The 13,760-nt window shown below is 45.5% G+C and carries 13 protein-coding genes; 5 read left to right on the top strand and 8 right to left on the bottom strand.

The features are described 5' to 3' along the window. The first annotated feature begins 2 nt into the window (after positions 1-2). Entirely contained in the window at positions 3-266 is a 264-nt protein-coding gene (gene minE / locus MTR11_RS05050) for a cell division topological specificity factor MinE (protein ID WP_005396037.1), read from the top strand. A 76-nt stretch (positions 267-342) separates the two neighbouring features. Here the strand turns inward: minE and rnd are convergent, their stop codons facing one another. The 7 genes from rnd to MTR11_RS05015 all read right to left on the bottom strand — a co-directional run bounded on the left by rnd (position 343) and on the right by MTR11_RS05015 (position 7,836). Beyond that, the gene (rnd, locus tag MTR11_RS05045; RefSeq protein ID WP_082244853.1) at positions 343-1,461 is read right to left on the bottom strand and encodes a ribonuclease D; all 1,119 of its coding nucleotides are present in this window, start codon (positions 1,459-1,461) and stop codon (positions 343-345) included. 79 nt (positions 1,462-1,540) lie between these two features. Further along, a complete protein-coding gene (gene fadD / locus MTR11_RS05040) occupies positions 1,541-3,232 on the bottom strand; it encodes a long-chain-fatty-acid--CoA ligase FadD (protein WP_006743343.1) in 1,692 nt (563 codons plus the stop codon). A 106-nt stretch (positions 3,233-3,338) separates the two neighbouring features. After that, positions 3,339-4,193, bottom strand: a complete 855-nt coding sequence (locus MTR11_RS05035) for an alpha/beta fold hydrolase (protein ID WP_006743344.1) — start codon at positions 4,191-4,193, stop codon at positions 3,339-3,341. 6 nt (positions 4,194-4,199) lie between these two features. Then, complete coding sequence (locus MTR11_RS05030) at positions 4,200-4,757, bottom strand: Slp family lipoprotein (RefSeq protein ID WP_048626136.1); 558 nt, start codon at positions 4,755-4,757, stop codon at positions 4,200-4,202. A 41-nt stretch (positions 4,758-4,798) separates the two neighbouring features. Continuing rightward, entirely contained in the window at positions 4,799-5,104 is a 306-nt protein-coding gene (locus tag MTR11_RS05025) for a hypothetical protein (RefSeq protein WP_005396047.1), read from the bottom strand. 60 nt (positions 5,105-5,164) lie between these two features. Then, positions 5,165-5,866: a tRNA (adenosine(37)-N6)-threonylcarbamoyltransferase complex dimerization subunit type 1 TsaB gene (gene tsaB, locus MTR11_RS05020; protein WP_005396049.1), complete on the bottom strand. Its 702-nt coding sequence runs from the start codon at positions 5,864-5,866 to the stop codon at positions 5,165-5,167. 29 nt (positions 5,867-5,895) lie between these two features. Then, a complete protein-coding gene (locus MTR11_RS05015) occupies positions 5,896-7,836 on the bottom strand; it encodes an ATP-dependent DNA helicase (protein ID WP_243327082.1) in 1,941 nt (646 codons plus the stop codon). A 218-nt stretch (positions 7,837-8,054) separates the two neighbouring features. On the opposite strand from MTR11_RS05015, the gene purU reads away from it, so the two are divergent. The 3 genes from purU (at position 8,055) to MTR11_RS05000 (ending at position 11,084) form a co-directional block, all read left to right on the top strand. Beyond that, a complete protein-coding gene (gene purU, locus MTR11_RS05010; protein WP_005382206.1) occupies positions 8,055-8,888 on the top strand; it encodes a formyltetrahydrofolate deformylase in 834 nt (277 codons plus the stop codon). Between the two features lie 206 nt (positions 8,889-9,094). Continuing rightward, positions 9,095-10,711 (top strand): serine protease, encoded by a 1,617-nt coding sequence (locus MTR11_RS05005; protein ID WP_243327081.1) that lies wholly within the window; start codon positions 9,095-9,097, stop codon positions 10,709-10,711. A 4-nt stretch (positions 10,712-10,715) separates the two neighbouring features. Then, positions 10,716-11,084, top strand: coding sequence for a hypothetical protein (locus tag MTR11_RS05000; protein ID WP_243327080.1), 369 nt, complete (start codon positions 10,716-10,718; stop codon positions 11,082-11,084). Positions 11,085-11,156: 72 nt separating this feature from the next. Here the strand turns inward: MTR11_RS05000 and MTR11_RS04995 are convergent, their stop codons facing one another. Next, positions 11,157-11,753: a VOC family protein gene (locus MTR11_RS04995; protein WP_243327079.1), complete on the bottom strand. Its 597-nt coding sequence runs from the start codon at positions 11,751-11,753 to the stop codon at positions 11,157-11,159. A gap of 220 nt (positions 11,754-11,973) precedes the next feature. On the opposite strand from MTR11_RS04995, the gene argS reads away from it, so the two are divergent. Continuing rightward, positions 11,974-13,707 carry an arginine--tRNA ligase gene (gene argS / locus MTR11_RS04990; RefSeq protein WP_046874243.1) on the top strand — a complete coding sequence of 578 codons (1,734 nt, stop codon included), beginning with the start codon at positions 11,974-11,976 and terminating at the stop codon, positions 13,705-13,707. The last annotated feature ends 53 nt before the right edge of the window (positions 13,708-13,760 follow it).

Here is a 13,760-nt window from a genome sequence, read left to right as displayed (position 1 = left end):
ACATGTCATTATTAGAATTTTTCCGCCCACAGAAGAAAACTTCTGCGAATCTAGCTAAAGAGCGTTTGCAAATCATTGTTGCTGAGCGCCGCAGCCAAAATGATCCTGCGCCTTCTTACTTGCCTCAATTGAAAGAAGACATCCTGAAAGTGATCAGTAAGTACGTGGCAATTGATCCAAATATGGTTGACTTAACATTTGAGCACAAAGACGACGATATCTCAGTTCTTGAGCTCAATGTGAAGCTACCAGACGACGAGAAGTAATCAGTTTCTCTCGCGAGACGAATACTCTAATTAGAACGAAAAAGGTTGGCATCGAGGCCAACCTTTTAATCATTCATTACTTTAACGCTTTATTCATCTTATCGCCCAGCAGGTCCAAACGCCAGCCCTGCATCAAGTCAGGCAACACTTCTGGATCGCGATCTTTTTTCCACACCCAACTGATCAGCTGATTAATCTGCTTTTTAGAAGCAAGGAACTCCGTCGCTAAGCCAGACTTCTGCGACGCCGATTTCACTATGTCTTTCATATTTTTGAAGACTTGTTTGTAACCTGGATAATCCATTAAGCGTTCAATTTTTGCTGGATACTCTTCAGAAGGTGTTTGCTTCGCTTGTTTAACAATCGCGGCAATCTTCGCGCCATGGCGGTTAATCGCTCGGATATCAATATCTTCTGCTTCCATCTTCTTAAAGTTCGTTAAGCCAAGACGAGCGACTGTTAATAGGTCACCTTCTTTGAAGATAAAGTTCAGCGCTAAATCTCGTTTGATTGCTTCACGATAACGCCACGTCGCCAATGGCTTTAAAATCGCCAGTTCAGAAGGTTTTAACTGCCAAGCACCTTTAATATCAAGGTAGGCATTCTCCTCATTAGTGACGCGAATGCGTTTTGAAACCAACAAATCACTTTCTTGTTGTACGGCTTCCCACCAACCTGCTTGCGTCACCTTATCGAACAGCTTTTCGTATAACGGTAATAAGTAATGCACGTCTGCAGCAGCATAATCTAATTGCTTTTGCGTCAACGGTCGAGCCATCCAGTCAGTACGTGATTCACTTTTGTCGAGCTCTACGCCTAAATATTCTTCCACCAGCGATGCGAAGCCTGTTGATAGACCGTGACCAAGAAAGGCCGCCATCAACTGTGTATCTACCATAGGGAATGGAGTGCAACCAAATGCGTTTTGGAAAACTTCTAAATCTTCACCACATGCGTGCAGCACTTTTAGCACAGAAGTATCTTTTAATAGCGCTACGAACGGCGTCATATCCGTTAATTCGGTCGGATCAATCAGCGAGAGGCGATTACCATCGAAAAGCTGAATCAGACCTAACTGCGGGTAGAAAGTGCGAATACGGACGAATTCGGTATCCAGCATCACTACATCTGCCTCTCGGGCGTGAATGCAAACTTCTTCTAGGTCTTTGTTTTTGGTAATAATTTGATAATTCACATACTTCTCGCTATAAAAAATGCCAGCAAAACGCTGGCATTCTATCATTTTTTAAATCTCTCGACTCGACGAAATCGGCTTATGCGCTTTTCTTCGCGAGTTCAGCGTCGTTCTCTTCACGCAGAACACGACGCAAGATCTTACCGACATTGGTTTTAGGGAGGTCTTCACGGAACTCAACCAACTTAGGTACTTTGTAGCCAGTTAAGTGCTGACGACAATGCGTAATAACTTCATCTTTGGTCAAGCTCGGGTCGCGCTTCACGACGTAGATCTTCACTAATTCACCAGAGACTTCGTGCGGTTGACCAATAGCAGCCACTTCAAGGACTTTGCCGTGTAGCGCTACAACGTCTTCGATTTCGTTCGGGTAAACATTAAAGCCTGATACCAAGATCATGTCTTTCTTACGGTCAACGATGTGCAGGAAGCCTTCGTCATCGAACTTAACAATGTCGCCGGTTGATAGCCAACCGTCTTCGTTGATCGTATCTTTCGTTGCTTCAGGTCGTTGCCAGTAGCCTTGCATAACCTGAGGGCCACGGACTTGAAGCTCACCAGTTTCAGTATTCGGAAGCGCATTGCCTTCTTCGTCCACAATGCGAACTTCCGTTGATGGCACAGGCAGACCAATCGATCCATTGTATTCAACAAGGTCATGCGGGTATGCCGCAACCAATGGAGAACACTCGGTTAGGCCGTAACCTTCTAGTAGGTAACAACCCGTGGTCTTCTGCCATCTTTCTGCCACTGAGCGCTGCACTGCCATGCCGCCGCCAACGGCTAAACGTAGGTTACTGAAATCCAACTCGTGGAAGTCTTCGTTGTTGATCAAAGCATTAAATAAGGTGTTCACGCCCGTAATCGCAGTAAACGGATGCTTTTGTAGCTCTTTCACGAACCCTGGAATATCTCTAGGGTTGGTAATAAGTAGGTTACGGCCCCCCATTTCGACAAACAGTAAACAGTTTACGGTAAGAGCAAATACGTGATACAGCGGTAACGCTGTCACGACTAACTCGCGCCCCGGAGATAAAACCGGTCCGTACGCGCCTTTTGCCTGTAGAACGTTCGCAATCATGTTGCGGTGAGTCAGAATGGCACCTTTCGCGACGCCTGTCGTCCCCCCCGTATATTGCAGGAATGCAATGTCATCCCCAGACATAAACGGTTTAACGTATTGTAGACGACGACCTTTACGTAGAGCCTGACGCATTGAGATCGCACCAGGTAAATCGTACTTAGGCACCATGCCCTTAACGTACTTCACAACAAAATCGACAATCGTACCTTTCGCTCGTGGCAGCATTTGACCAAGGCTGGTTAACACCACGTGTTTAACTGGTGTTTTATCGACGATTTGTTCTAGCGTGTTCGCAAAGTTAGATACAATCACAATCGTCGTCGCACCTGAGTCATTCAATTGGTGTTCAAGTTCACGAGGAGTGTAAAGTGGGTTAACGTTTACGGCGATACAACCTGCACGCAAAATACCAAACAACGCCACTGGGTATTGCAGTAGGTTTGGCATCATCAGAGCAACACGGTCACCCTTTTGCAGTTTTAACTCGTTTTGCAGATACGCTGCGAATGCGCGACTACGCTCTTCCAATTTACGGAAGGTCATAACCGAGCCCATGTTCATGAATGCTGGTTGGTCTGCATATTTTTGTACAGACTGCTCAAACATTTCTACCAAAGACTCATATTGCTCTGGATTAATGGTTTCAGGTACGTCACTTGGATAACGTGAAAGCCATGGTTTATCCACGATGTTACTCCTCGTTTATAACTGGCTAAAAAATAGCGTCCTTTTTATTTTGAAAGCTATTACAGCACAGCGAACGTGCTTGAGCACGCAACTCTCAAACACTTGTTTAAATTTTGTTAACTACACCAAGAATTCGCGTTGCGACCTCGAGTATTTGCTCTAAATGACAGTGATGACCACCCTTGACAGAAACCACTTGCGGCGGGTTCTCTCCCCAATCAGCTTGGTTAGATGGTAAATTCTGAAATCCTTGATCGCCTAATACGATCAAATGAGGACAACGTATTTGGCTGGTAATCGAGTTAGCATGCGCTTGCGCCATTCGGTAAAGCGACGCACATTTTAACTTGGCGTCATGCCGCCAATACCATTTATCTCCTCGCTGCTCCGTTCCTCGCTCGACTATCGGCAGAAGCTGCTCAGCGGTTAATTGGTTGGCTTGCACGCGTAATTTTAACGCCAGATCGAAGGAGGCAATGGCTCGCTCTGGCTTGTTTTGCTGTCTTATTCGACTTAAAACGCCATCGCGAAGACGAGGCAAACTGTTAGTAGGATCTTCAGTAAGAGGTCCTGCTCCCTCAATTTGCACAAGAGCTTCGACCTGCTCTGGAAACGCAGCACTATAGCAACTTGCGATTAAAGCACCAAGTGAATGCCCTACTAATATCAGTCTGTTTGGCGATAATTCGTCCAACAACTGATATAAATCGGCAATATAGTCGTGAAAGGGGTAATAGTTATCGTGAGATTTATGACTCGATAAACCGTGACCAAAATGATCGATGGCGAGGAGGTGTAAGTGAGGATTAAGTTGGTTCAACTGCTCCATGAGCGCTTTAAAGCTGCCCGCATTATCTAACCACCCATGAAGAAAAACGACTGACAAGTCAGCCGTTTTCTCGTTCCCTATCTCAAGGGCTGCCATTTTGCCGGCAGGAAGCTCGAATTGACGCTCATGCATCGCAGATTATTTGACCTGTTTTATCACTTTACCGTCTTGTGGGAAATCATTACGCCACATGCGGCAGTTAATCGAGTAACATGGGTAAAAGTAGGTTGGCGAGTCATACATGCGTACACGTTCTTCAATTTTCCACAAACGGTAGCCTTGCCCCTTAATGATCGGGAATACGTATTCGTGCTCACCAATCTTTCCTTCTTCTTCTCCGGCGCCTTTACCTACAACCGTCAACAAGCGGCCTTCACTAAAGGCGACGGGCTCTAAATAGCCATCAAAATAGGCGACAAAACGTCCCGTTGGCTCTTCATCAATATCCGGTTTACCAGATTTACTGATTGGTAGGTTTACGATTTCTAGACGGGTTTTATCTTTGAAGTTATCCACTTTAGCGATGATTCCACCAAGACGAACATCTTCACTCACTTGCCCCTGAGACTCAGCGAAAGCTTTATAATCAGTAACGACTTGTTCTGTGCTGGCATTTAACTCCTCTGGCAACGAGCTACACGCAGACAAACCAACCGTAGCAAATAATGCGAGAAAAAACCGTCCAAAAACCTTCATAAACCACCTTTCAATATTAGTAACCCCAAGCTGGGGAGATCTCACACGTAAATATCGACACCAAGTAATTGAGCCAGTTCCTCTTTTTTAGTTCGATTCATGACATCCATGTACTGCTCCATTGCTTTACGTGCGCTCCCTTCAGGAAGGTCATATTGCACTTGAGCTCGGTGAATTTGGGACTCATCCACGTGTTTTATGGAGTGCGCCACAGCGTTAGCAACCTTTGAAGGCTGACCTACAGGCTGCTTTGTTTGTGATTTATCTACCTGCTTCTTTTTGCTGACTTTATTAGTGCGATTTGCACCGGGAATCAAAGAAGGAGGCAAGCCATTAATCGACGCCATAGCACTCCATAAAAATACAGGGCAAACGCCCTGCTTTTTGTCAGGTTAATGAAAAACGGACTATTCGCGACCAGGAAGTTTTTTCCATGTCACATTATCGCGTAGATAAACTGGGCTAGAATCTTCTACCGGCACAGTATTACCCTTTTTAAATTCTTGTTCAGCAAGAATCACGATGTCTTGTGAATCAGGGTACAGAACCTCGCCATGCGTCAAATTAAATGGTAGGTCTGCTAATACTTCTTGGTATGCATCCCAACCAGTACCTGCTGTCGTCCACATTTTGTCGTCTGCCTGTGCTTCTTCAGTTAGACGTGCTGGTGGAATAACACACTCTTCATCAATACCAACCCATTCACCATTGTCTTGACGAGAATAGCGCGCCCAATAAACTTCACTCATACGTGCATCAATGGCAACAGCGACATTGGTCACACCATGTAAACGATGGCTACCTTGAGCCATCGCAGCCAGCGTTGAAACGCCGATCATAGGCAAGTCAGCGCCGAACGCCAAACCTTGTGCGATACCAATACCGATACGAACGCCAGTAAAGCTACCTGGACCACGTCCAAACGCTAACGCATCTAGCTCTTGTAGAGTCAGGCCAGCTTCTTTTAGTACTTCATCAACCATTGGCAGTACTTTTTTGGTGTGATCGCGTGGTGCAACCGCGCTACGTGAAATCACTTGATCATTAGCCAACAACGCAACTGAACAGTTTTCAGTCGCTGTATCGATAGCAAGAATTTTTGCGCTCATTTAACTCTCTACAACTCTAATTTATTGGGTTATGCCTCAGCACTTGCGTCTGTGACAGATTGTTCTGCTTTCAGGAATGCTTTGATTCCATCTAAGTCTCGCGTCCTTGGGATAGGTGGTAGGCTTCCGAGGAAAATACCACCATAGTCTCGCGTGACGAGGCGGTTATCACAAATGATCAACGCACCGTGATCCTTCTGATCTCGAATTAATCGCCCTACTCCCTGCTTTAACGTAATCACTGCATCCGGGATTTGTACTTCAGCAAATGGTTCACCGCCACGTAATCGACAATCCTCGATACGGGCTTTGAGTAACGGATCGTCAGGGGCGGTAAACGGTAATTTGTCGATAATAACACAGCTCAGCGCATCACCTCTAACATCAATCCCTTCCCAGAAAGCGCCTGTCGCCACGAGTAAAGCGTTACCCAGTTCCATAAACTCCGCCAAGGTTTTCTGCTTACTCATCTCCCCTTGCATTAACACAGGCAGCTCAAGTACTTCTCGGAACTTCTCACCTAGTTCACGCATCATGCTGTGCGAGGTACATAAAAAGAAGCAGCGACCATCATTTTCTTCAATCACCGGAGCAAGCATTCGGACTAACTTATCCGCTAAGCCGTTACTGTTTGGCTCTGGCAGATACCTTGGCACACAAAGGCGCGCTTGTTTTTGATAATCAAAGGGGGACGGCAGAGAAAATTGCTTTGTAGGCTTGAGGCCAAGGCGCTCAATAAAGTGCTTGAAGTCGCCCGATACGGCTAGAGTTGCTGACGTGAAAATCCACGCGCCTTGTTTAATCTCTATTTGCTCATGGAACTTGTCCGCGACAGAAAGAGGCGTAATGTGCAGAGCGAAATGACGAGGCGAGGTATCGTACCAGTATGAGTAACCAGTAATATCGACATCACATACCCGGTCGATGCGGCCTTTGATCAAATTGGCTCGTTCAAAGGCGGTATCCAGTAATTGACTGCGCCCTAAGGCTATTTTGAGAACATCAATCGCCAATTCGAGGCTATCAGTTAAGCGCAATAATTCTCGCTTAATAGAGCCTGATTGCAACGCCTCACGCCAGTTGCCACGAAAGCCTGGCTCACCCAGTACAATCCGCATGTCCATTGCGCTTTGCATGAGTTTGTCGCCCACTTTTTGCAATTGACGCATATCTTTGGCTTCGGTGCGGTAGGCTATTTCAATGTCTTTGGCAAGATCGTGAATTTGGCGGCTTGAAACTGACTGGCCGAAATATTCGCTCGCAATATCTGGCAACTGATGAGCTTCATCAAAAATAAACACATCGGCTTCTGGGATCAGTTCACCAAATCCTGTTTCTTTGATCGCTAAGTCAGCAAGAAATAAGTGATGGTTCACCACAACAATGTCGGAATCCATGGCTCGCTTACGCGCTTTCAATACAAAGCAATCGGTGTAGCTCGGACACTCTTTACCTAAACAGTTATCATTGGTTGAAGTGATGGTCGGAATGATCATGCTGTCTTCTGGCAGATCATCACAATCACCAAGGTCACCTGTTTTGGTTTCTGATGACCAAGCACGCACTTTAACCAGTTGAGTTAATAACGTCGGGTCAGATTCATTAGTGTGGCTTTCGACCATTTGGCGGCTCAAACGATCCAAACACAGATAGTTAGAACGCCCTTTTAATAACGCCACTTGACCATAAAAACCAAGCGCATTGACCATGAGCGGTAAGTCACGATGGTACAACTGCTCTTGCAAGTTTTTCGAGCCTGTACTGATGATCACTTTTTTACCGCTCAACAGCGCTGGGACTAGGTAGGCGAAGGTCTTACCGGTTCCGGTTCCAGCCTCTACCACCAACTGGGTTTGATCTTTGATCGCACTGCTGACGGCTTCCGCCATATCGATTTGTGGCTGACGAGCTTGAAAGCCCGGAATGGCCTTACCTAATGCGCCATCAGAGGAAAAAGTTTTTGCGATCATGCTTGGTATTGAGTTTGAAAAATTATCGAGAGTATATCAGAGGAATAGGAGTGACATCAGCCCACAATCTGGCCAGCTTGCGGCGACGCACGGATATTTTGTTGAAACCAACGTAAGAATAGATTATTTATGGTGAAACATGGCAGTACAGTTACACCCGCCTGGGAATAATAACAAATTCGTACGCTAAAATATTAATGCATGGAAGTACCTGATTTATGGAAAAGAAAACACTGTTGACCCACTGTTCTGACGCCCCGGGTCTCATCTCGAAAATCACTAACATCTGTTACAAGCACCAACTCAACATCGTTCACAATAACGAATTTGTTGATAATACCAGTGGCCACTTTTTCATGAGAACGGAGCTGGAGGGGTACTTCAACGATCAAACGTTTCTTGCCGACTTGGACCAAGCCCTCCCGCAAGGCGCTAAGCGTAAATTGGTTGGCTCTCGCCGTAAGCGCATCGTCATTCTCGTCACAAAAGAAGCGCATTGTTTAGGCGATATTTTGATGAAAACCTACGATGGAAGCCTAGATGTTGAGATCGCTGCTGTGGTGGGGAATTACGACAAACTGCAAACTCTCACTGAGCGCTTCGACATTCCTTACCACCACGTGACCCATGAAAACCTTAGCCGTGAAGAACACGAGCAGAAGATGCTAGAAGTGATCGACCAATACGATGCTGACTTTTTGGTGTTAGCTAAATACATGCGCGTATTGACGCCTACGTTTGTTGAGAAATACCACCACAAAATCATTAATATTCATCACAGCTTCTTACCTGCTTTTATTGGCGCTAAGCCATATCAACAAGCTTACGATCGCGGTGTGAAAATCATCGGTGCAACGGCACACTTCGTGACTAATGATTTAGATGAAGGGCCGATCATCAAGCAAGACGTAATTCCTGTCGACCATACATTCAATGCCCAAGATATGGCACAAGCGGGACGCGATGTAGAAAAGAATGTGTTGAGCAAAGCGTTGAATAAAGTCATTAACGACCACGTCTTTGTTTATGGAAATAAAACAGTGATCCTGTAATCCCTCCGCACTAGTTACAACGAGAATGAAACCCGTCCAACTTGGCGGGTTTCATCTTTTCAGGGATATCCCCCCCGACTCTAACCATCAAAATTAAACCGATATATTATAATTTTTCATTTCACTACAACTATTTACTGAGAGAATGATTCTGTTTATCATTTGGCCCCCCTTATAATAAACCATGTTAATATTACGGAATTAAAATGAAAAAAACGTTAGTGGCTTTTCTGATTGGGCTGACTTTGCCAGCAACCACAATCGCAGATACTCTTAAGCCTGTTCAGAATGATGTATCCACTCGCATTATTGGCGGCGAGCCAGCTAATACTTCCGACTGGAAGTTTATTGCTTCACTGGTCCGTAAAGGACAGCCAACATCTATTGGTCACTTCTGTGGCGGTAGTTTCCTTGGTGGAAAATACGTATTAACTGCTGCGCACTGTGTGGAAGGTCTTAATGCGGACGATATTGATATCGCTCTTGGTCTTTATGATCAAAACAACGAGTCTCACGCGCAGCGCATCGCGGTTAACAATATCTACTCGCATACTGCATATAACAGTAATACAACGAACAATGACATCGCTCTTATCGAATTAGAACGCAATGTCGATAGCGCGACTATCGATCTGGCAACGCCAGAGCTTTTGGATAGTGTACGCGTAGGAGATAAGTTGCACGTGGCTGGATGGGGAAATACGTCCACGACAGACAGAATATACCCAACCGTTTTACAACAAGTAGATTTGGAATACGTAGATCGAGCTACCTGCCAAAACCTACCAGGAAACTACTCTAATGTATCAGATGACGGCATTTGCGCCGGATACTATTGGGGAGGTAAAGATAGCTGCCAAGGAGATAGCGGCGGTCCGCTCATCGTTGATGATAACGGCATCAACAAATTACTAGGCGTAGTCAGTTGGGGGGATGGATGTGCTCAACCAAATGCTTATGGTGTTTATGCAAACGTCGCTCATTTTCAGCATAACGGCTGGATAGATAGTCATCGTAATACTATCAGCTACACTCAGTATCGAGATCTTCATTTCGTTGAGCGAAAAGCGCAGCAAGAGACCTTTACTATTCGTAATGACGAGGTGAATACGCCAATCAACATCACGGGCGTTACCCTAACAAGCGGAATCAGCCTCGCCAAAAATACCTGTACTGCGACACTGGCACCATCTCAGAGCTGTCAAATTACGGTAGGCTACTACCCAAGCTACTCGCACTCAGTTGAAACGATTGAAGTCTCTACTGATCATCCGAAACTATCTAAACTTTCGACTACCTTAATATATAGTGGTATTGATAAAGCAAGCAGCTCATTGAGCAGTGCCGTTACGCTAGCTGGCGCAAACGTGTACACCAATGAACACGCTTGGACCGCTGAAAATGGCGTACTTCAGTCAGCAGACATGGGAACGTCTGCTGGCGCATCCATCTTGTATTTAACCGATCTTCCAAAAGGCAAACTATCAATGGACTTTAAAGTCTTGTCAGATGGTTTCGATGTTTTTGTCGTTTACGTCAATGGCCAAGAGTATGACTACACTCGCCAGCTTCTTGAGTACAATGAACTTTCTATCGATCTTTACCGGAAGTCAAACACGGTTACTTTTGCTTATCTGAAAAACTACGAGTTTAGCGGTGGTTACAACGCGCAAGCGTATATTCGCAATATCAAGATGTCAGTTAGTTCAGATAACACTAGCGAGAGCAGCGTAACAAAAACATCGAGTTCAGGCGGCAGCCTCTCAATTAGCCTATTAATGTTGCTAGCTGCAGGTCCTTTCCTGCGTCGCAAAAAAGGATAACAAGATGCAATATATACTCAAAACAATGCTGCTTGGTTTGAGCTCAATCAGCTTAGTCGCTTGCTCGGCAAATACAGAAATGCAGCAAGGTCTAGAGTCTGAACACCAAGCAATCATGGTTGAAGCGTACAGAACTAGCGATAGTCAAATTTCATTTATCGCCGAGTCTAATGGCTGCAGTAAGAACGATGACTTTAGCTTAAAAATAGAGCAAAACTCTTCAACGGAAGCCCTGCTCACAATCGTCAGGAACAAAGTGGATCATTGTAAACGAATGCCGTTTCCAAAGACTTTCACACTAACTCTAGATGAAGAGTTGAAAGGCAAAAAACTTTCCATTACCAACCCAAAAAGCAAGTCACCGGCTAAATAGTGATTCGCTTACGAAAGGGAGCCTCGGCTCCCTTTTTGCCTCTCGCAACTCAGCAATTTTCACTCTAGCGTTTTACGCCTGCTCAGACTCCACAATACGCTTAAGTGAATGCGGGTGCAGCTTGATACAAATGCCTTGGTACTTAAACGCCACGGTTGGGTTGTTCAAGCGTTCGCCTTCCCCTTTCGGGCTCGACAATTTGATCTTCACACCCAGCTCTTTTAACTCATCAAAACGCGCGCCAAACGCTGGGTAAGTGTGTTTCAAATCAGCAAGAAACTCATCTGCGGTTTCGGCATGAGACGGAATCACAAACTCCACATGTTCCCAGCTTTCATTTGGGTAGATTTTGCCTTCCGCAGGGTATGGCAGCTCCAGACACTCAATCTTCCAGCCACGGCTTTCCAACGCTTTGTCGAATTCGATAACGATGATCGGGCGACCGTTTATTTTCGCTTGTGAAATCACCTTACCGTATTGATTCCATGCTTCATGCGCGGCTTTCGCTGTTTCAGTATCATTAATACGCAGCGCAATATGGTCAGCTTGAGCAAAGCTCAGATCCAGTTTTAACAGGGTTGCAAGCTCTTCAATCTTCGCCATAAATGCGTCCAGATCTTGGATCATCAATTCAGGCGTTAGGCGCTTTTCAACTAGTTGAGTCGTCATTATGGCTCTCTTATGGGGCGATTTATCTCATTACTTTGAGCGCAATAGTAAACGCAAACTAAGCCACATTTCCATTCAATCGAAAAAGTAAAAATTTCGCCTATTCATCTCTGTATGAAAAGCAATAAAGTTGTTATGATTAGCCCCATTTTTGTGAACTCTAACAGAGCTCGGCGTACATTCTGCCGAGTTCTTTGTCCTTGAATTGAAGGAAACGCGTGTGAATATCCAAGCACTTATTAATGACAAAGTATCTCAGGCTCTAGAAGCCGCTGGCGCACCTGCAGGTAGTCCTGCAGCCGTTCGCCAATCAGCAAAGCCACAATTTGGTGATTACCAAGCAAACGGCGTAATGGGCGTTGCTAAAAAACTGGGTACTAACCCACGAGAATTTGCACAGAAAGTACTGGATGTTCTAGACCTAGATGGTATTGCGAGCAAAACAGAAATCGCTGGCCCTGGTTTCATCAACATTTTCCTAAGCGAAGAGTTCCTTGCGAAACAAGCCGACGCGGCGCTAGCAGACGAACGTCTTGGCGTAGCTAAAGAAGAAGCGCAAACCATCGTTGCCGACTACTCTGCACCAAACGTAGCAAAAGAAATGCACGTAGGTCACCTGCGTTCAACCATCATCGGTGATGCAGTGGTACGTACGCTTGAGTTCTTAGGTCACAAAGTGATCCGCGCGAACCACATCGGTGACTGGGGTACTCAGTTCGGTATGCTTATCGCAAACCTTGAGCGCGTACAACAAGAGTCTGGCGAAGTTTCTATGGAACTTGCGGACCTTGAAGGCTTCTACCGCGAATCGAAAAAGCTATACGATGAAGATGAAGAGTTCGCAGTAAAGGCGCGAAACTACGTGGTAAGACTGCAAAGCGGTGACGAGTACTGTGCAGAAATGTGGAAAAAACTCGTTGATGTAACCATGATCCAAAACCAGCGCAACTACGACCGTCTAAACGTGTCACTGACTCGTGACGACGTAATGGGCGAAAGCATGTACAACGACATGCTTCCTAAGATCGTTGCAGACCTAAAAGAACAAGGTCTTGCCGTTGAAGATGATGGCGCGCAAGTTGTATTCCTAGATGAATACAAGAACAAAGATGGCGAACCAATGGGCGTTATCGTTCAAAAACGCGATGGCGGTTTCCTATACACAACAACAGATATCGCATGTGCAAAATATCGTTATGAAGAGCTAAGCGCAGACCGTGTGCTTTACTTCATCGACTCACGTCAACACCAGCACCTAATGCAAGCTTGGACGATTGTTCGTAAAGCGGGCTATGTGCCTGAGTCTGTATCTCTTGAGCACCACGCGTTCGGCATGATGCTGGGTAAAGACGGAAAGCCATTCAAGACTCGTGCGGGTGGTACCGTTCGTTTGGCAGATCTTCTGGATGAAGCAGAAGTTCGCGCAGCACAGCTGATCGAATCTAAAAACCCTGAACTAGATGCGGAAGAAAAAGAGAAGATCTCTAAAACAGTTGCAATGGCAGCGGTTAAATACTCTGACTTATCTAAACACCGTACGACTGACTACGTGTTCGATTGGGACAACATGTTAGCGTTTGAAGGCAACACAGCACCATACATGCAATATGCATACACTCGTGTAGCTTCAATTTTCGCTAAAGCTGGTGTTGCTATGGATGCTCTCCAAGGTGACATCAAAATCACTGATGAGAAAGAGAAAGCACTTATTGCTAAACTTATGCAGTTCGAAGAAGCGGTGCAATCTGTTGCTCGCGAAGGCCAACCACACATCATGTGTAGCTACCTATTCGAACTAGCAGGTCAGTTCTCTAGCTTCTACGAAGCGTGCCCTATCCTAGTTGCTGAAGACGAAGCAGTGAAACAAAGCCGTCTGAAACTAGCTGCGCTAACAGCGAAGACCATCAAGCAAGGTCTGTCTCTACTGGGTATCGATACTCTAGAGCGTATGTAATCCGCTTTTACGTAGTTAGCTTAAGTAGCACAAGCTAAATGATGACGAAGGTT

Origin of the sequence: Vibrio sp. CCB-PB317 (assembly GCF_022808245.1) — a bacterium.
Lineage (GTDB): Bacteria > Pseudomonadota > Gammaproteobacteria > Enterobacterales > Vibrionaceae > Vibrio > Vibrio diabolicus.
Note: the sequence above shows the minus strand (reverse complement) of the source record. Positions and strands in the feature narration are given on the sequence as shown.